The organism is Nocardioides sp. SRI_004 (assembly GCF_057586415.1).
Genome location: NZ_JBYCZV010000006.1, coordinates 269,541 through 287,944, shown reverse-complemented (window position 1 = coordinate 287,944; position 18,404 = coordinate 269,541). Strand labels below are relative to the sequence as shown.

At 66.9% G+C, this 18,404-nt stretch carries 16 protein-coding genes and 1 pseudogene; 4 read left to right on the top strand and 13 right to left on the bottom strand.

The features are described 5' to 3' along the window. Positions 1-29 precede the first annotated feature (29 nt). From AC2YHB_RS10895 to AC2YHB_RS10870, 6 genes are all read right to left on the bottom strand, one after another. Positions 30-1,328: a COG4705 family protein gene (locus AC2YHB_RS10895; RefSeq protein WP_487353884.1), complete on the bottom strand. Its 1,299-nt coding sequence runs from the start codon at positions 1,326-1,328 to the stop codon at positions 30-32. Between the two features lie 74 nt (positions 1,329-1,402). Further along, complete coding sequence (locus AC2YHB_RS10890; RefSeq protein ID WP_487353883.1) at positions 1,403-2,713, bottom strand: sensor histidine kinase; 1,311 nt, start codon at positions 2,711-2,713, stop codon at positions 1,403-1,405. Between the two features lie 10 nt (positions 2,714-2,723). Beyond that, positions 2,724-3,419 (bottom strand): response regulator transcription factor, encoded by a 696-nt coding sequence (locus AC2YHB_RS10885; protein WP_487353882.1) that lies wholly within the window; start codon positions 3,417-3,419, stop codon positions 2,724-2,726. Between the two features lie 178 nt (positions 3,420-3,597). Next, positions 3,598-4,341 (bottom strand): hypothetical protein, encoded by a 744-nt coding sequence (locus AC2YHB_RS10880; RefSeq protein WP_487353881.1) that lies wholly within the window; start codon positions 4,339-4,341, stop codon positions 3,598-3,600. A 265-nt stretch (positions 4,342-4,606) separates the two neighbouring features. Continuing rightward, complete coding sequence (locus AC2YHB_RS10875; protein WP_487353880.1) at positions 4,607-5,929, bottom strand: sensor histidine kinase; 1,323 nt, start codon at positions 5,927-5,929, stop codon at positions 4,607-4,609. A gap of 65 nt (positions 5,930-5,994) precedes the next feature. Continuing rightward, positions 5,995-6,672, bottom strand: a complete 678-nt coding sequence (locus tag AC2YHB_RS10870; RefSeq protein WP_487353879.1) for a response regulator transcription factor — start codon at positions 6,670-6,672, stop codon at positions 5,995-5,997. Positions 6,673-6,994: 322 nt separating this feature from the next. On the opposite strand from AC2YHB_RS10870, the gene AC2YHB_RS10865 reads away from it, so the two are divergent. From AC2YHB_RS10865 to AC2YHB_RS10855, 3 genes and pseudogenes are all read left to right on the top strand, one after another. After that, the gene (locus AC2YHB_RS10865; RefSeq protein WP_487353878.1) at positions 6,995-7,513 is read left to right on the top strand and encodes a hypothetical protein; all 519 of its coding nucleotides are present in this window, start codon (positions 6,995-6,997) and stop codon (positions 7,511-7,513) included. A 276-nt stretch (positions 7,514-7,789) separates the two neighbouring features. Next, a pseudogene (locus AC2YHB_RS10860) lies at positions 7,790-8,542 on the top strand (MFS transporter); the annotation flags it as partial. A 64-nt stretch (positions 8,543-8,606) separates the two neighbouring features. After that, the gene (locus tag AC2YHB_RS10855) at positions 8,607-8,975 is read left to right on the top strand and encodes an MFS transporter (RefSeq protein ID WP_487353877.1); all 369 of its coding nucleotides are present in this window, start codon (positions 8,607-8,609) and stop codon (positions 8,973-8,975) included. A gap of 54 nt (positions 8,976-9,029) precedes the next feature. On the opposite strand, the gene AC2YHB_RS10850 is transcribed toward AC2YHB_RS10855, so the two are convergent. Then, complete coding sequence (locus AC2YHB_RS10850) at positions 9,030-9,944, bottom strand: alkaline phosphatase family protein (RefSeq protein ID WP_487353876.1); 915 nt, start codon at positions 9,942-9,944, stop codon at positions 9,030-9,032. Positions 9,945-10,770: 826 nt separating this feature from the next. Here AC2YHB_RS10850 and AC2YHB_RS10845 point away from each other — a divergent pair. After that, the gene (locus tag AC2YHB_RS10845; protein WP_487353875.1) at positions 10,771-11,715 is read left to right on the top strand and encodes an NAD(P)-dependent oxidoreductase; all 945 of its coding nucleotides are present in this window, start codon (positions 10,771-10,773) and stop codon (positions 11,713-11,715) included. Between the two features lie 76 nt (positions 11,716-11,791). On the opposite strand, the gene AC2YHB_RS10840 is transcribed toward AC2YHB_RS10845, so the two are convergent. From AC2YHB_RS10840 to AC2YHB_RS10815, 6 genes are all read right to left on the bottom strand, one after another. Next, entirely contained in the window at positions 11,792-12,835 is a 1,044-nt protein-coding gene (locus tag AC2YHB_RS10840) for an ABC transporter permease (protein WP_487353874.1), read from the bottom strand. Further along, positions 12,835-14,385, bottom strand: coding sequence for a sugar ABC transporter ATP-binding protein (locus tag AC2YHB_RS10835; protein WP_487353873.1), 1,551 nt, complete (start codon positions 14,383-14,385; stop codon positions 12,835-12,837). Before AC2YHB_RS10835 ends, AC2YHB_RS10840 begins: the two co-directional genes overlap by 1 nt. Positions 14,386-14,409: 24 nt before the next feature. Further along, positions 14,410-15,507 (bottom strand): sugar ABC transporter substrate-binding protein, encoded by a 1,098-nt coding sequence (locus AC2YHB_RS10830; protein WP_487353872.1) that lies wholly within the window; start codon positions 15,505-15,507, stop codon positions 14,410-14,412. A 275-nt stretch (positions 15,508-15,782) separates the two neighbouring features. After that, a complete protein-coding gene (locus tag AC2YHB_RS10825; protein ID WP_487353871.1) occupies positions 15,783-16,379 on the bottom strand; it encodes a TetR/AcrR family transcriptional regulator in 597 nt (198 codons plus the stop codon). 66 nt (positions 16,380-16,445) lie between these two features. After that, positions 16,446-17,468, bottom strand: coding sequence for a hypothetical protein (locus AC2YHB_RS10820; protein WP_487353870.1), 1,023 nt, complete (start codon positions 17,466-17,468; stop codon positions 16,446-16,448). Beyond that, positions 17,468-18,376: a phytanoyl-CoA dioxygenase family protein gene (locus AC2YHB_RS10815; RefSeq protein WP_487353869.1), complete on the bottom strand. Its 909-nt coding sequence runs from the start codon at positions 18,374-18,376 to the stop codon at positions 17,468-17,470. Before AC2YHB_RS10815 ends, AC2YHB_RS10820 begins: the two co-directional genes overlap by 1 nt. Positions 18,377-18,404: the final 28 nt, after the last annotated feature.

The window sequence follows — 18,404 nt, the reverse complement described above, 5'->3', positions numbered from 1 at the left end:
AACGGTACGGCGAGGTGTCGAGTGAGGCGTCAAGCGGAACCGCCCAGCGTCGAGACCAGCGCGGTGAGAGCATCGGTCTCGGACTGCTGGTCTGGACTCGACGCGCGCACCGCGCTGAGCGCCGCGTCGATCTCCTGGTCGAGGTAGGTCCAGGTCACGCAGTCCTTGGCCACGAGCCGTGACTCGGCGTCGTCCCAAGCGGTTTCAAGATCGGTGATCCGCGACGCCGCACCGGACTGGTCGTCGGACCGGACCAGGGTCAGCGTGTCCTCGGAGATCGAGAGGAAGCCGCTGACGTCGTCGGAGGGGAAGGCGTCGGCGGTGCGCTGCCGGGCGTCGTCGGCGCTGAGCGACGACGGGTCGCCGGAGCAGGACGGTGCCCCGCCCTCCTCCTCGTCGAGCGCGCTCACGTGTGGCTGGCTGTTGGCGTAGGCCAGCAGCGCGACGGTGCCCAGGGCCACCGCGCCGAATGCACCGAGCGAGATCCGCTCACGACGCTGGTCGCCGGGCCCCGGGGTCCTCGGCCCGTCGTCGGTGTGCGCGCCTTGTCGCTCGATCACGTCGGCCCGGGAGACGGTCAGGTAGACAACGGTGGCCAGGATCGCAGCGAGGAAGATCAGGCTGGTGACGAAGGTGCCGAGGCCGAGACCCTTCTCGGTGGTCGGGGTGACGAACCAGTCGCCGATGTTGGCGCCCAGCGGGCGGGTCAGGATGTAGGCGAGCCAGAAGCTGAGGACCGGGTTGGCGCCATAGCGCCACAGCAGGGTGATGATGGCGATGAGTCCGAGGGGCAACAGGACCGACTTTCCGGGACCCCATCCGGTGAGCTCGAGGGTCCAGTCACCGGTCGCGGTACCGAGTGCGAAAGTGACCAAGACAGCGAGCCAGTAGAACGATTCGCGCGGCGTCGTCACGATGCTGTGGATCGAGAGCGTCCGCTCGCGGGCGTACCAGATGCCGAAGACCACCGCGAGGAGTGCCGAGAACACCGTGGTGCTGATCCAGAGGGGCACGGAATATTTGTCGGTGAGGATGTCGGTGTAGAGCGTCCCCGTCACGCTGACCACGACGACGGTGAGCCAGTAGATGGCCGGCACGTAGCGCTGGAGCCGCATTTGGACGGTCAGGATGACGACGAAGGCGACGGTGAAGATGATCGAGGTCGGCACGAGGCCGACACCGACGGTCATGTTGATGTAGTCGGCGAAGCTCTCGCCCACCGTGGTGCACAGGATCTTGATCACCCAGAACCACAAAGTGACCTCGGGCACCTTGTTGAGCATCTGCCGGGCGCGCGGGTGGGATTCGGCCGTCGGGATCCAGGACATTGAGACAGCATCGGGCGGGTCGCCTGACACGAACCTGAACATCGCGATTGACCGCGGCGTGGCGCTCATGACCGCTACGTGGTGGGGAGGGTCACCACGAACCGGGTCGCCATCGGGCCATCGGTGACGCGTACCTCGCCACCCATGCTGCGCGCCACCCGGCGAGACAGTGCCAGACCGAGCCCCGCCCCCGGACCAGTGGTTTGGCCCGGTTCGAAGATCAGCTCCTGCTGGTCGACGGGGATACCTGGCCCGTCGTCGTCGATGTAGAGGTCGACGTAGCCGGCGCGCGAGCCTTCCGAGGAGACGACAACGTGGTCAGCGAGCCGGGCAGCGTTAGCTACGACCGGCGCAATCGCCCGCACAGCGAGCGCCTCGGGAAGCAGCACCCGAACGATCGGGTCGACGTTGACGCTGACACCGGTGGGGTCAAGCGGCCCGAGGGACTGGACAACAGCGTCACGCAGGCTGCACGACCCCGACAGCGCTTGGCTGGTCTCCGTCCGGGCGAGCTCCAGGAGGCCCTCGATGGTGCCGCTCATCCTGCGCGACGCATCGGCGATCTCGATGAGCCCGTCCCGCACGGCGTCTGGCAGTTCGTCCTGGATCAACGCGAGGTCGGCGTTGGCCTGAATGGCCGTCAGCGGTGTGCGCAGTTCATGGGCGAGCTCGGCGGTGAGGCGTTGCTCGGAACGGATGGCGGTGGCGACTCTTTCGAGGAGCCGGTCCAAGGTGCGCCCCAGCGCGGCGATCTCGTTCCGGCCGGGGCCGGGATTGAAGCGATGGGTGAGGTCGTGTTCGCTCCAATCGTCGGCCGAGCGGGTCATCTGGGCTACCGGCACAAGCGCACGACGGCTGATCCATTGGACGAGACCTGCGGCCATCCCGATCATGAGCAGGCCGGCTCCGATGCACACCAGGAGCGCCCGTTGCTCGGCGGTCTCGTACGGCGCGAGACGTTCGGTGACAACGACTACGCCAGTGGCTCCGTCGTCTGTCGTGAACGGCTCGGCCAGAACCCTGCTCTCGTCCGAACCGGTGTAGTCGACAGTTGTTCTGTTCGGTGTGGTGGACAGGTCGGCGTAGATGCTGCGCTCGGACCGCGGAATGCTCCCAGCCGCGAGCCGACCATCCGCGCCATAGACAGCTACCCCTGCGTCCAACCGATCATCGGGCACCACGAGGTTGCCCGCTGGGTCCTTCGAGATCGAGCTGATGACCGTCTCGGTGCGGTCCTCGAGCACGGTGTCGAGGCTGTGATCGGTCGTGCGGGCCAAGACGATCTGGACCACGACTGTCAACACGATGACGCCGACGGCCGTCACCAGAGACGTCAGTACCACGAGCTGAGTGCGGAACGAGCCGTGAGAGTCGAAGGGGCGCATCGGGACCCACTCAGCTTTCGTCGTCGAGAGCAAGGTGGCGTAGTCGGAATCCGACGCCCCGCACTGTCTGGATCGCTACTGGCGACTCGACCTCGGAGAGCTTGGCGCGCAGTCGTCGCATCAGCGTATCGACCGTGTTGTCGCTGACGATGGCACCGTCGGGCCAGGCGGCGGCAATAACGGCGTGACGTCGGACGACCTCTCCAGATCGCGCCGTGATTGCCGCGAGCATCCGGAACTCCGTCGGCGAGAGGAGCACCTCGCCCGCCTGCGTGCGGAGGGTGTGGGTGGTGGGGTCCAACACCACACCGGAGTCGTTCGCCTGGGTCGCGAGCTGACGCCCCCGGCGTCCGAGGACCCCGACCCGCGCGAGCAGCTCCTTGACCTCGAACGGCTTGGCGACGTAGTCGTCTCCGCCCGAGTTGAATCCTGCCAACCGCTCGTGGGTGGCACCGAGTGCCGACAAAAAGAGAACAGGCGCTTCTTGCCCCGCCGACTTCAGCGCCTGACACACGTCCCTGCCATCGGCATCGGGTAGGCCGATGTCCATGACGATGACATCGAGACCGGCCCCACGGTCAAACAATTCCAGAGCTTCGCGGCCCGAATGCGCCATCACGCTGTCGTGGCCGGCACCGACAAGCGCTTGTCGTAGGACACGGCGCAGCGCGGCATCGTCCTCACACACGCCCACCCTGAGTTTCATGCGTCCCGTCTACTCCTCGATGCGGCTCTCGGCACGACAGGGCTCAAACCAACAAGCATCCGCGCGAGCCCGGCGGGGAGATCGTCCCACGGCTCCGAAGCAACCGGCTGCTAGTGAAAGCGACGGCACCCGCCTCGACCTCGGTGAGTCCCGGTCCGGTTCAGTCTGTGTGCTGAGGTCAGTTTGACGGCCGCAGCCGCAGTTCGCTCGAAGGGCCAACCTCGTGCACCACGCCGAGTGAGGGCACGTAGATCTTCTCTTCGACAGTGCCATCGTCCTGCCACGCCCGGATGAGCAAGCCGTCATGTCGTCTGCCGTTCGGGGTACCAACGCTTGCGGCGATGTCGATGATCTTGTTGCGTTCCTGGATTCCCTCCGCGGCGACGTCCTCGGACCAGAAGACCAGCCCCACGTTGGGGTCAGCAGGGATCAGAAGGCCAGGCAGGGCATGGTTCTGACCGGTAAGCCAAGAGCCTTCATGGTTGGTCACCTGGCCGTCCTCGTAGTAGGTGACGTCCTCGCCGAAGTACCACACACTGCCGTCATCGCCTTGGGCGTAGTAGTCCATCGCGACCTCGATGAGCTCACCCTTCAGATATGACCGATGACGGGCGACAAGTGCGTCGGTCTTGCCACCGGCCCAGCTGATCGTCTTGACCCTGTCCAGCACTACGACTTGCGCCCTGTAGCGCTTCCCGTCCTCTCGTCCGACCAGTTCGTAACCTCCCAGGTCGGTGAGCGGGAAGTAGGGATTGTTGACCTCCGTAGGCCGCGAGAATTCGGGGATCGGCGCGTTGCGGCTGGCGGCCAACTCATCGGAGGTAGACCGCGTTGTCGGCTCCGGCGGCGGGCTGGTGCCGGTTCCATTTCCTCCGCAGGCCGTTGACAGGAACACCACGGCAGTGAGGGCGGCCGCCAGCATTACGGGCGCTACTGTGCGCGGTGACGCCCGCCCGGGGCTTTGACTGTTCGTGACCACGACCCTAGGAACCAGGGAGGAGGGGGCGATGAGGCTCTCATCTATCCCTCATCGGAATCCCTAGGCCCGGGGCCTGATCCGAATGATGGCGACCGCGACTATTTGGCATACGACCGCACGTCGGTCGGTCAGGACTTGATGTGGGGCCCCGGTGTTGTGATCAGGCGTGGGCACTGCAGCGCGGCGAGGCTCACTGACCCAGACCCCATCACCCTGCGTCACTCCCCACCGGCGGCGCGCTCCGCTCGTGGGGAAGCATCAGCACGAACCGGGCCCCGCGAGTCCCAGCCTCCACCGCGAGGCTTCCGCCGTGCGCCGAGGCGATCTCTCGGGCGATCGCCAATCCGAGCCCGGTGCCACCACTTGCGCGCGTGCGGCTCTCATCCAGGCGCACAAATCGCTCGAAGACCCGTTCGCGGTCCGCCGCCGGAATTCCCGGCCCGTCGTCTTCAACCACGACCGCGACGTCGGCGTCGCGGATCTGCAGTCGGAGGTCGACGTGACCCTCGGCGTGCCGTGACGCGTTGTCGCCCAGGTTGCGCAGTGCCCGGGCCAGTTGCGCAGGATCGCCCTGAATGCGCGCCGGAGGCGCCGCGACTGTGACGGTGACCTGTCCGAGCCGGCGGAGCCGGTCCGCCTCTTGGCTGAGCAGGTCTTCGAGGTCGACATCAACAGATCGAACCCTCAGTCCGTGCTCGTCGGCACGAGCCAGCAACAAGAGATCCGCGACCAGGTGGTCGAGACGGTCGAGTTCGGCCAGCACGTCGCCGCTGACGGTACTCCACTCACGGCTGTCGGGGTGCAGGGCCGCGATCTCGTGGGCAGCCCTGATCGTGGCCAGGGGGCTGCGCAGCTCGTGTGATGCGTCCCCGACGAATCGGCGCTGCCGGTCGCTGCCGGTCTGCAGCCGCTCGAGCATCGCATTCATAGTGACGGCAAGCCGAGCGATCTCGTCGTCGCCGTCGGGCACGGGCACCCGAGCATCCAGCTCCGAGGTTCCCTGGACCTGCGCAACCCTGGTACGGATGGCCTCGACGGGAGCCAGAGCCCGGCCCGCAAGCCAGTACGAGGTCAGAGCCACGCCCAGCAGGACCACCGGATAGCCGATCAGCAACAGGCTGACCACCACCGCGGTGGATTGCCCCACCAGTTCGAGGCTTTCTGCAACCAGGACCACCACGGGCCCATCAGGCCCCAAGACTCCCCGGGCGACGACTACGAACTGCTCACCCTCACCGATCGGCAGATCACGTGAACGGACGGTGCTCGTAGCCCCCGGTTCGGGCCGGGTGTCCACGACCGGGGGCTCTCCCTCCACCGTGGCGCTGGCGGCGAGCACGTTCCCGTCTGCGTCGACGATCTGTACCAAGGACTGGTCCCCGGCACCTAGGGCGAGATCGGCGCCGGCCCCGTCCTGGGCGACTTGTGCGGCGATGTCGGTGGCTTGGTCCTGTGCGGCCTCGGTGATGGAGGATTGCAGCTGTTGTCGCTGTGCGAAGGCAAAGACCAGTGCGGCGACGGCGAGGAACACCGCAACGGTCAGGGTGGCCGCGACTGTGGTCCGCCATCGAACACCACGGAATCTTGTTCGCATCGTTAACCCCCTGCCCCGGACAGGCGGTAGCCGACGCCGCGGACCGTCCGGATCGATTGTCGGCCGAAGGGCTGATCGATCTTTCGGCGCAGGTATCCCACGTACACCTCGACGACGTTCTCGTCGCCTTCGTAGTTCAGGTCCCACACGCCCTGGAGAATCTCCAGCTTGGATACGACTTCTCCGGGGTGGCGCATCAGGAAGTGCAACACCCCGAACTCCCGCGGAGTGAGGTCGATGTGGGTCTCGCCGCGCCGAACCGCCCGGCTTGCAGGGTCAAGTGTGAGGTCGCCCGCCCTCAAGGCTGTGGGACGTTCGGGTGCACCGCGCCGTATCAGCGCGCGGAGCCGGGCGACCAGGACGACAAAGGCGAACGGTTTCGTCAGGTAGTCGTCGGCGCCCAGGTCGAAGGCATCGACCTGGTCGTACTCCCCGTCCTTGGCCGTCAACATCAACACTGGGGTCCAGACATCTGCCTCACGGAGGCTCCGGCACACGTCGTAGCCATTCAAGGAAGGCAGCATGATGTCGAGAATGATCACGTCGTACTGCCTTGACTGCGCTTGTTGGAGTCCCTCAGCCCCGTCATAAACGATGTCCACCACGAAACCCTCGGCGATCAGACCGCGGCTTACTGTCTCAGCGAGACGCACCTCGTCCTCGACCATCAGCACTCGCATGGTCCACCAGCCTTCCCCGTCGGCACCCATCCTGGCGGGTCGCAACTGAGGAAACCCTGTGAAGCCTAGACGTCACAGAAGGAGCGGGCCCTCCGCGCAATCCGCTCGCGTCGCCCGACACACTGTGGACGACTCGGCGCGATCGGCCAGGTTGGAATGTTTCTCGCCTCAGTCGACCTTGCACACGGGTTGCTTCGCCAGCCGCGACCCTCCGCCTGCTGTGCGGAGAGCCCCTCAGGATTCCTCAGCGTCCTCACAGCGACCCCGAGGCAATCTGAACTACGAAGCTCGCACCTGACGACCCACCCACCGAGGAGACATCATGAAGTACCGGAAGCGCAACGCCGCGATCGGCGGCACCGCTGCGATCCTGGCCGCACTCGGCATTGGCGGCGCAGTCGCCGCGCAGGCCACCACCGACGAGCCGGCTCCGCTCTTGCAGCACTCCGACGGCGACGGCGAGGTCGACGACGCGACCGAGGTCGAAGAGACCAACGACGGTCCCGACCAGGGGCCGGACGCCAACCCCAACGAGCCCGGTCACCAAGACGCCGACGAGTCCGGCGAACAGGAGAGCTCCGAGGACGCGGACGGCGCCGACGAGGGCGAGGAGGTTGAGGAGACCAACGACGGTCCCGACCAGGGCCCGGACGCCAACCCGAACGAACCCGGCCACCAAGACGCCGACGAGTCCGGCGAACAGGAGAGCTCCGAGGACGCGGACGGCGCCGACGAGGGCGAGGAGGTTGAGGAGACCAACGACGGTCCCGACCAGGGCCCGGACGCCAACCCCAACGAACCCGGCCACCAAGACGCCGACGAATCCGGCGAAACCGAGTAGGCAACCCCTCGGCCGCGCGCTCGGCGTCGGTTGTCCCCACACCCGCGGGCCCGCTGCTACTGGCAGCGGGCCCTCATCTTTGACGGTGTCCTCTGAGAGGAGTCACCTCAGCGAGGCAACCCTGCCTAGGCTTGCCGCGTGCCTGACCGTCGACCGCCTTCGGGACTCGCCGAGTCAACGAACGCGTCCACGCCGGGATTGGCGCCATCTCGCCAGCGCGCCTGGTCACCCTGGCGGACGGTGGTCGCGTTCGGAGCAGTCAGCCTCGCGGGCAACATGGTCTACGAAGGTATGCGATCGATCGCTGGGCCGTTTCTAGGGAGCCTGGGAGCCTCAGCACTGCTCGTCGGGCTCATCACCGGCGCAGGCGAGGCCATGGCGCTCTTCCTGCGGTTGTTCTCAGGGCCGCTCGCCGACCGCAGCGGCCGCTACTGGTCGCTGACCATTCTCGGGTACGCGATGACTGCCGTCTGTGTTCCCCTGTTGGCGATTGCGCCGTTCGTCGGCAGCGTCGGTCTCGCCGTGGCCGCCACGCTCATCCTGCTCGAGCGCGCCGGCAAGGCCATTCGTAGCCCGTCGAAGTCCGCCTTGCTCGCGCGCGTAGCCGTCTCGGTGGGCCGTGGACGCGGATTCGCCGTACACAAGGCCCTGGATCAGATTGGTGCCGTCGCCGGTCCCCTAGTGGTCGCCGGTGTCATCGCCCTCGCCGGCGCCCAGTGGCCCGGCCTAGCCGTGCTGGCCATCCCCGGCGCGATGTGCATAGTGTTGTTGTTGTCCCTGAAGCGTCACACAGACGACGCGGGGCCACAGTCCGCCGGTCCTCACCGCGACGATGAGTCCGGCAGCACGTCGGCCGATGTCAGCACCATCTCCGAGCCAACCACACTGCCAGTTCCCTTCTACGCCTTCGCCGCCGCTTGCGCACTTGGCACACTCGGGTTGATGACGTTCGGGGTCATCTCCTACCACCTTGTCGACGCTGGGCTGGTAACGCCAGCCATCGTCCCGGTTCTCTACGCCGCGGCGATGGCGACCGAGGCGGCTGCAGCTCTGGTCACCGGGTTTGCCTACGACCGCTGGGGTGCACCCACTCTTGTTCACGCTGCCGGCCTTCATCGTCACCATCCCTGCGCTCGCCCTGTCCGACACTTGGGTCCTGGTGCTGTTGGGCGTCTTCATTTGGGGCGCCGTAACCGGTGTCCAAGACTCAACAGTCAAGGCACTGGTGGCCGACCTGGTCCCCCAACGCCGACTCGCCACCGCATACGGCGCCTTCGCTGCATTCCAGGGCGTTGCCGCCCTCACTGGAGGGACGCTGGCGGGCGGCCTCTACACCCATCACCACATCCTTCTCATCGCCCTGGTAGCGCTGGCACAGGTCGCCTCCGCGGGCCTGCTCTGGGGCGCGCTGCGACATCACGGCGCGAACGCGACCGGCTCACGACGGCCACGCCGCGCTTGAACCAAGGTTCGCTCCCTTCACTGTCGGCGCAGCGGGCGGTTCGCGACGAAACAGTCACGTCACCATGCGGAACGCTTTAGTCAGCGACGGCGCGGTCCTGGCCCTACGAAGGTGTCGGACACCGAGGACGTCCTCGATCGCGCGGGTGAGGCTGTAATGGGTCAGCCGGCGAGTGACGACCCGCTGCTCCTGGTAGCGCGAGCCAACCACGGTCAGCACCCGGTTCCCGCTGTCCCGATCGTCCTCATCGGCCGTAATCACAACCGCCAGATGACCGCTTTGCCAATCGGCGCCGCCCTTGATCAGGCGGATCCGGCGACCGATCCACCGGTCGGCCACCGCGAGTGCGGCGTCGTGGGCGTCGTGGCGGACGTTCGGAATGACGAAGCTGACGTTCGGGAGAGTGCCGGCGTCCACGTCCGCGGCCAGCCGGGACACCGGTGCGTCGTAGTGCTCGCAGGCATCGCGCTCGTCGACGAAGTAGGTCCACGGGTTGTGGCGGACGGCGTAGCGGCCGGCGTTCACGAGCTCGCAGTTGCGCGTCATCGAGTCGGCATACGTCGCGGCCGTCTTGTCATGGTCCAACGCCTGGTCGAAGACAGTCCGGCCCTCCAGCCGGTGAGAGGCAGGCGGCAAGTCGTCGTGGACGCCGTGCGTCCAGCCCGAGGCGATGGCGATGTAGTTCGGGAGGCTCGGGTGGGTCAGGGCGAAGTAGCGCGTCGCATAAGCATTGTGCTCGGCGAACCGGAACACCCGGGGCATCGAAGACCGCATCTGCCTCATCGAGTGGTTCTCCACGACGAAAACGAGGATCTTGGTGATCCGGACGTCGCCGCCAGGCGTATCGCTACGGCCGCCATCTTCCGCCGTTGTAGCGGCCGCTTCGCCGCTCCCCGAAACGGGTCCCTCTCCGCTGCATCCGGAAAGGACGACCACCAGCGCCAGAAACACTGCGGCACGACAGACCACGACCTCAAACCTCCCTGACGACCTCTGCCGCAATCCTACGAGCCCGTCTTGCTTCCCGTGCCGGCTCTGGTGGAGGCCGTGGTGTGTCCGGCGGGGGACAGAACGTGTTGTGTTCCGCGAACACGCAGGGCTGCAACTCGGGCAAGTCGCTACCAACCCGCACGGACAGCCGCGAGCACGAGCCAACCCGATTCTCAATCGCATACATGGGCCTTGAGCGACGCGGCTCGGGGTGGACTTCTGGCGCCGAGGGGATTCCAGCGAGGTAACTGTTGTGGAGAGCGCCCCTCCGGAAAGCACACTCGTTGATGCCACGCTCGGCGTGGGAGAGAAGTCGGACGTGGAGGTGCCGAACGACGAACACGCCGCCAACCCCGACATTCGCGTATGGGCGGTGCTGCCAAGCCAGGCGCGGCCGTGCCGGCCGTGCCTGCGCGACGCGCGCAACTCCGCTGCCAACTGCGGGTACTCGATCCATGGCTTGCGGCTTCTCCTCCGTCGCCAGATGAGCGACGACCGATGGCCACGATCGCCGCAAGTGGTGCAACCTAGAGAGAGGCCGTTTTCTAGCCCAATCTAGGTGGACTGCTTGACTCCAGGACCCCCGCCGCAAGGGTTAACCTGTTACAAGCCCGGTACAAACGGCCGGGAAATCTCGACGTTTGCGCAGGTCAGCATGGGTCAGTCAGTCAGTACTACGACATATAGGTCTTTTGTGCACGTAGTGCTCGAACTCGATGTCGACGACAAAGGCCCCGGACGTCGCCGGGGCCTTTGTCGTTGATGCCAACCGCAACCCGCGTGTGCATCGCTCTCATCTTCCCTCTTGACAGACAACGCGGCGATACCACAAATTGATCAAGTGACTGGATCATACGATCAACGGAACTCCTACACCACTCAGCCAGGTCAGCGCGCTGTCGCCGTGCTCGGCTGCGGGAACATGGGGTCCGCCATGGTGCGGGCCTACCTGTCCAAGGGATGGCAGGTGACCGCGTGGAACCGGACGCACGAGCGAGCGCAAGCTCTCGCGGGTGACGGTGCGGAGGTGGCTACCTCGTCCCGCGACGCCCTGACAGGGACGCCGCTGGCCATCCTGTGCGTCAGCACCACCGAGGACGCGCGCCAGTTGCTCGACGGGATCGACCCGGACGAGCTTGCCGCGACGACCATCCTGAACACGACCAGCGGCACTCCCGACGACGCCCACACGTTCCGCGACTGGGCACAGGCGGCCGGCGTCCGTTACCTCGACGCGGCGATCGCCGCCTATCCCGAGCACCTCGGGACGGACGATGCCCGGCTCCTCGTCGCGGGCGACGAAGAGCTCTGGAAGACGCACCAGGACGCCGTGCTGACCCTCGCGGGCTCCTCCATGTACGTCGGAGACGACCACGCATCGGCGAACGCCATCGACGCCGCCCTGACCGGCGCTTTCTACATCTCCGCCCTCACCTCGTTCATGGAGGCGGTGCGGTTCACCGCCAAGTTCGGGGTGGGGCACGAGGTCCTGTCCGACCTCGCGAGCTACTCGCTCTCGGTGATGGACGGCCAGCTGAAGCTCATCCTCGATCGGATCCGCGACCAGGATTTCAGCACCGACCAGGCCACGCTCACCGTGTACGCCGACGCAGCAGCTGCGTTCGCCGCCGGACTCGGCGCGCACGGCGATGCTCCGATGATCCAGACCACGGCGCAGGTGCTCCGTCGCGCGGTCGACGCCGGGCTGGGCGACCAGGACATGGCGGTCGTCTCGACCCTCGACTCCTGAGAACTCCCCGGAGGACCACGGCGCCGCCGCGACGATCGACGCGGCGGCGCTGTCGCGTCAGAGTGCGGCCATCCGGTCAGGGCTCACGACGGCCACCGAGACGCGCCGCGACACCGACGCCGACGATGAGCGCTCCGCCGTTGACGAAGCTGGAGACGTAGTCCGGCGCGCCGGCAAGATTGAGCCCGTTGTTGAGCACCGCTAGGAAGTACACGGAGACCAGGACGCCACCCACGTTGTAGCGTCCCGGACGGATCGCGGCCGCGCTCAGGAAGGCAGCCGCGAGCGCCGGCAGCAGGATGCTGTCGGCGAGGTGGGGGTTCGCGCCACCGGCTCGGGCGACCTGGAGGACGCCGGCAGCACCGCAGAGGCCACCTGCGATCACGAATGTCGCGCCGACGACCAGCTTGATCCGGATGCCCGTCAGCCGGGCGGCAGAGCGGTTCGACCCCAGTGCGTAGAGATATCGCCCGTAGGGCGTGTGCTCGAGGACGTAGTAGACGAGGCCGGCCACGACCGCCAGCGCCACCACCGATCGGGGGATGCCGAACCAGGTGAGAGTGCCGAAGTTCGTGATGCCGATCGGGATCTGGCCCGCGACCGTGATCCCGCCGGTCTTCAGCGTGATGATGCCAGCGATGATGATCGAGATGCCCAAAGTCGTGATGACGGCGTTGACGCCGAGCCGGGTCACCAGGACCGCGTTGACGATCCCGACAGCGATTCCGATCCCGATCCCGACCGCGATCGCGAGTACCGCGGACGTGCCGTTCGTGAGGGCCACCGCCGCGTAGACCGAGCTGAGGGCCGCGGTGGCACCGATCGACAGATCCCACTCGTTGCAGACCAGCGGGACGAGCGAGGCGAGCGCCGCGATCGCGACGACAGTGCTCGAGCCGAACAGGATCTGCAGGTTCGCCGTCGTCGGGAAGACCAGGGACGTCTTGGACCACAGGCTGAAGAACACGAGGGCCGCGACCAGCAGACCGGGGAAGGCGTAGGCCTCGAGGTAGGCCCGGATCGGCTTTCGCAGTCGGCGTCGCCTCGGAGCGACACCACCACCGGGCCGGGTGGCCTCCACGATGCGTTCGGTGCTGTTCGCACTGGACAACGAGCTCATCACGCCACTTCCTCTACTTCACCGTGAGCAAGGCGCTCGATCCGGTTGCTGGTCATCTGGTCACGACGCACCTCGCCGACGATCTGACCGCGACGGAGCACGAGGACGCGGTCGCAGATCGCTGCGAGCTCCTCGCTGTCCGACGACGCAACCAGAGCGACGGATCCTGCGTCGACGGCGCCCCTGATCAACCCGTAGATCTCAGCCCGGGCGCCGACGTCCACACCCTGCGTCGGCTCGTCCAGGAGGATGACCTTCGGGCTGCGTCGCAGCCAGCGCGCGACGATCGCCTTCTGCTGGTTGCCACCCGAGAGCGAGTCCAGGGAGTCATCGACCGCCTCGGCCTTGATCGCGTAGGTGTGCAGCAGCTCTCCTGCGTCGCGCCGCTCGCGCCGGGCGCGCATCCGCCCACCGCGGAAGTACTGGGGCAGGACACTGACCGACAGGTTCTCGGTAATGGTGAGCTCGGGGAACGCGGCGTCCTCCGCACGGCTCTCAGGCACGAACGCGAAGCCCGCTCGCATCCCGCGGCGCGGGCTCGTCAGACGGACCGGCTCGCCGCCGAGGCGCACCTCACCCGATTCGGCGGGAAGTACGCCGAACAATGCCTTCAGCAGGCTCGAACGACCTGACCCGACCAGGCCGGCGACCCCGACCACCTCGCCGGCACGTAGCGTCAGGCTGACCGGGCCGACCGGACCCGCCTGCAGCGCGTCCACCTCCAGGACGACCTGTCCGTCCGCGCCGCCGCTTGCCGGCGCGACCTCCTCGACGGCTCGCCCGATGATCAGCTCGATGAGGTCGGTCCGCGTGATCGATCGCGGCGAGACCTCGTCGACGAGGCAGCCGTTGCGAAGCAGGACCGCGTTGTCCGCGACTGCGAGCACCTCTTCGAGGCGGTGCGTGACCAGGATGACGGTCTGGCCTCGCTCGGCGTGCCGCCGCACCGCGTCGAGGAGGATCCGCACCTCGGTGTCCGGCAGTGAGACCGTGGGCTCGTCGAGCACGAGGATTCCTTCCCCGTCGCCCTGCGACTGCAGCGCCCGAGCGATCGCCACCATCGCCTGCCGCGCTGGACCGAGCTCTCCGAGGAGCTGCTCCGGGTGAGCCTCGATGCCGAACCGTTCGAGTGCCCTCTCGGCGCTCCTCCGCGCCTGGCGCCACCGCACCCGACCACCCCACCCGAGCGGGAATCCAGGGCCACCGATGGCGAGATTCTCAGCAATGGTGAGCTCGGGGAACGTCGACCGCTGCTGGTGGACGAAGCGAAGGCCCAACGCGGTCGCCTTGGAAGGCGTCAGGTCGGCGAGCGCAATGCTTTGCCCGGCGATCTCGACCTGGCCCGCGTCGGCGCGCTCGACGCCGGCCAGCATCTTGATCATCGTCGATTTACCCGACCCGTTCCCGCCGAGGAGGGCATGCACCTGGCCCGGCGCGAGCTCGAAAGAGATGTCGTTCACTGCCTTGTTGGGGCCGAATGACTTGCAGGCACCGGTCACGGCAAGCGCCGGGCCCGGCATTTGTGTGCCCATGAGGAACTCCGTTGTCAAGCGAGGCGGCTAGGGACTGGCGGATCAGTCCAGGCCCCACAGCTTCTGGTACGCGGTCATGAAGTCGACCGGGGGCACGTACGCCTCGCCCTCCGGCGGCAGGTTGTGGTCCTTGTCGCACACCTGGATGCCGTTTCCGGTGTCCACCTCGCCCGGGTCCCGGTCGAGGAACAGGCGGACGAGGGCGTCGAAAGCGGAGTACGTCTCCCACTCGCCCGACTGCCCTGCACACATCTGCATGCCTTCGCCGGTCCGGATCTGCTCGATGCCGGCGATGCTGCCCTCACCGCCGGCGACGGTCAGCTCGTCGAACCGGCCGGTGGCCTTGAGCGCCTGCGCGCCGCCGCTCTGGGTCATGGGGGCGTCGTAGCTCGGGATGAAGGCGTTCGCATCGGGATGCTTGATCATCGTCTGCTGGATCTTCTCCTGCAGCGCAGGCCCGTAGTCGGCCGCCACCCACGTCGCGTCGTCCACGATCTCGCAGGTCGGGCACTCGTCGAACTCGTCCCGCACTCCCTCGCTCGTGACCCGTGTCGAGTTGGTGTCGGTCCCCGTATTGAGAACAACCCTGGCCTGGCCCTCAGTCTGGGCGATGACCCACGCCGCCTGTGCCCGGCCGAAGTCGAGCAGCCAGTCCTCCTGCGATGCGTTGCCCGAGTAGCCGACCACGTGAGCGAACAGGCCGGGGTCACAGTCGGCAGACTCGACGCCGATCACCGGAATGCTGCGGTCGGCCGCCTGCTGGGCCGCGTTCTTGATCGTGGCGCAGTCGATGTTGTTGACGATGATCCCGTCCGCGCCCGCGACCACGGCCTGCTGCACACCGGTGAGCATCTGGTTCGGGTCGAACTTGGCGTCGTACACGTGCACGGTCCACCCGAGATCCTCGGCCGCCTGCTTCGCGGCGTCCGACACCCGAACGGAGTACTCGAGGCCCAGCCCGACCGAGATGAGCCAGATGTCCTTGCCTGTGGGGGCTTGGACCGCTGGGCCGGCTGGCTCCTTGTAAGTGCCCTTGTACCACTGGTCCAAGGTGTCCTGATAGCGGGCGACGTCCGAGTCGTCTGCCTTCTCGCCGCTGCCTGCGGCGCCGGACCCACCGCACGCGGCCGTCGTCGTCACCAGCAGAGCGGCGATCGCGGCGGCGGCCCATCGGCCGACTGTGTACGTCTTCATGTTCTCTCCTGGCTGGCTCGGGACAGCGTCTCGACGCGATGCCGATCATTGGATCCGATCATTTGACTGAGACGCGTGATCATAATCACGGCCGCGCGAAGAGCGCAAGGGGGTCAGCTCGCTCGTGACCAGCTGGGAGCGAGGACTCTGCAGAAGAGGCGAGCAGAAAAGTCAGCAGGGCGGTGACGGCATCTGCCGTCACCGCCCTGCTCGCTGATACGTCAGGCGGCGCGCCGAGCCCGCCGGCCCAGATAGGCCTGCAGCATGGCCTTGGCCGTCTCGGCCTCACGCCGCATCATCTTCTCGTCGCCGTGGGTGATCATCTGCATGATGAGGCCGTCCATGATCGCGATGATGATCCGGGTGACGGTCTCGAGCTGCTTCTCCGGCAGTGGCGTCTTCGCCTTGCGGAGGAACTCCATCGAGGCGTCGATGAACAAGGCGTAGATCCGGATGGCGAACTCCGAGTCGTTGCGTTCAGCCCACAGCCAGATCTCGATCTGCGCCCGCGCGTCAGCGCGTCTCTCGATGGTTGACTCGACGACATCGTCCAAGAACTGGCAGGCGATGTCCGCGGCGGTCCGACCGGGCGAGCTGGCACGCTCGAGGTCCGTGCGGACGAGCTCAGCAAGGTGCTCGAACACCGCCCAGAGCAGGTTCTCCTTGGTCTGGAAGCAGTAGTGAAGGGTGGCGAGCGGCGCGCTCGCTTCGTCGGCGATCCGTCGCGTCGTCGCGCCATCTACACCCTCGCGCGCGATCACGGCGATAGCGGCGTCGATGAACTGCTGCCGTCGAACCTCGGTGGGGACGTGCGCCACGATCAACCTCCAAAATCGACTCAGTCATATGAACAAGTCGAGAGGCTAGCATGCGACGTCCGCCACTCAGCCGAACCGCGATCCCTTGCTGGCCAGCGCGGACACCGGAAGCTCGAGCAGCGTGCGGAACCCCGGATCGGCGTCAACGACGGCCGTGACGGTGTTGCACGCCATCGCGACCGTGGACAGGAAGCTCTCGTAGCCGCCCGATGAATCGACGGTGATCGTCTGCTCCTTCCCGACGAGCGTGAGCGTGTCGCCGGGGTCGACCTCGTCGGTCGGCGCGAAGATGCCGAACCGGGTGGCCAGCTCGACCACGGCAACGCCTGACCTCAGTCCTCGGGCGCGATGCACGACGCCGGCCACGGTGCCGGCAGAGATCCCCACGTGCTCACCGTGACGGTCCTCGGTGGCGACGATGTCCGGCTCGACGGCGTCCACCTCGATCTGGTCGAGGCTCCACTCGAGTCCTCGCGCAATCGCAGCGATGCTCTGCGCGAACCCGACGTGTCCCATCACCCGCCCTTCCTCCCGCCAGGCGAGGAACTCATCCGGATCCAGACCGAGGCCGAACTTCGCGAGGATCGCGCCGTAGCGGCTCATGTCAGCCGTACGCCGAATCGCGATCGACTCGACGCGAGTCGTCAGACCGCTCAGGACCACGGGCAGGGTGTCCATCAACATGCCGGGGTTGCAGCCGGTGCCGAGCACCGAGACGCCCTTGAGCCTCGCGACGCGATCGAGCCGCTCGACCACGTCAGGGTGGCTGAGACGAGGTTCGCGCAGCTCCTCACAGATCGACACCACGTTCATGCCGCGCCCCATGAGCGTCACCAGCGTGGGCTCGATGGTCTCGACCCATGAGGAGGTGGCAACGACGGCGACATCGGCATCAGGCAGGTCATCGAGGGAGGCGACGACCGTGACCGGCGGCGCGCCCGGCACGACGGACGACAGCGAGGCGCCCGCGATGTCCGGCTGGATGTCAGCCGCGCCGACGATGCGGCAGTCGGTCCGCGACGTCATTGCTTCGGTGATCGCCAGGCCGGTCGCTCCCAGCCCGACGATCACCACCTCGAGCTGGTGCATCAAACGTTCTGCGGCTCGGCGCCGGCGTTGAAGTCGGCGTAGGAGTTGCGAACCTCCCCGTTGTCCTTGAGGAGGAAGATCGGGTCGGCCATGGTGCCCTGGTAGTCGACGAAACCGGTCCCGGGAGGGCAGACCGACCAACCGAGCAGCTGCTGGATGTCCTCGTCGAAGGTCTTCACGACCTCGGTCGGGTAGGTCAGGTAAGCGTTCTCCTCCTGTCGCAGGTAACCCAGGTCGAGACCGATCGTCAGGCCGATGCGGTTGCTGTCCGAGGTGTTGGTGCCGCCACCGTGGAACGTGCCACCGACCCAGATCAGGGCAGATCCGGCGCTCATCACCGTCGGGACCGCCTCGTCGACGCGCGGGCCGCGGGCGTCGTCCCACGTGTGACTGCCGGGCACGACCATGGTGCCGCCGTTCTCGGCGGTGAAGTCCGTGACCGCGACCATGATCTGCACCCGGGCCTGGCGGTAGCCCTCGGGGTGCCGCCACTGCCAGACCGTGTCGTCACGGTGCAGGGGTTGAGCGCCCTCGCCCGGGTGGATGTCGATGATCGAACTGACGCCGACCTGGTAGGTGGGGGCCAGCTCGATCAGGTCGTCACCGACGTAGACCGGCTTGGGGACCTCCAGGAAGTGCTGGGCGATGCCGGCGTAGTGCGGGTGCCGGACGGCGGTCGCCGCATGCTGGGTGTGCTGGAAGACGCCGTACAGCCGCTTGGTGCGGTGACCGGAGAAGTCGTCCTGACCCCACGGCGTGCTGGCCATGGCGGTGTCGATGTCGGAGCGGAGCTCCGTGAGGACGTCGGCGTCAAAGAAGTCCTTGATGATGACGCCGCCGTCACGCTCGACGACGGCGATCGCCTCCTCGGTCGTGCACGTGGCGTCGAGGGTGGTGAGGGTGGTCATGGCACTGCCTTTCCTTGTGGCTCTCTTG

Coding starts and splice junctions, on each gene's coding strand:
- AC2YHB_RS10885 (WP_487353882.1), bottom strand. CDS start 3,419: ATGAAACTCAGGGTGGGCGTGTGTGAGGACGATGCCGCGCTGCGCCGT.
- AC2YHB_RS10815 (WP_487353869.1), bottom strand. CDS start 18,376: ATGACCACCCTCACCACCCTCGACGCCACGTGCACGACCGAGGAGGCG.
- AC2YHB_RS10890 (WP_487353883.1), bottom strand. CDS start 2,713: ATGCGCCCCTTCGACTCTCACGGCTCGTTCCGCACTCAGCTCGTGGTA.
- AC2YHB_RS10870 (WP_487353879.1), bottom strand. CDS start 6,672: ATGCGAGTGCTGATGGTCGAGGACGAGGTGCGTCTCGCTGAGACAGTA.
- AC2YHB_RS10820 (WP_487353870.1), bottom strand. CDS start 17,468: ATGCACCAGCTCGAGGTGGTGATCGTCGGGCTGGGAGCGACCGGCCTG.
- AC2YHB_RS10895 (WP_487353884.1), bottom strand. CDS start 1,328: ATGTCCTGGATCCCGACGGCCGAATCCCACCCGCGCGCCCGGCAGATG.
- AC2YHB_RS10840 (WP_487353874.1), bottom strand. CDS start 12,835: ATGAGCTCGTTGTCCAGTGCGAACAGCACCGAACGCATCGTGGAGGCC.
- AC2YHB_RS10880 (WP_487353881.1), bottom strand. CDS start 4,341: ATGCTGGCGGCCGCCCTCACTGCCGTGGTGTTCCTGTCAACGGCCTGC.
- AC2YHB_RS10865 (WP_487353878.1), top strand. CDS start 6,995: ATGAAGTACCGGAAGCGCAACGCCGCGATCGGCGGCACCGCTGCGATC.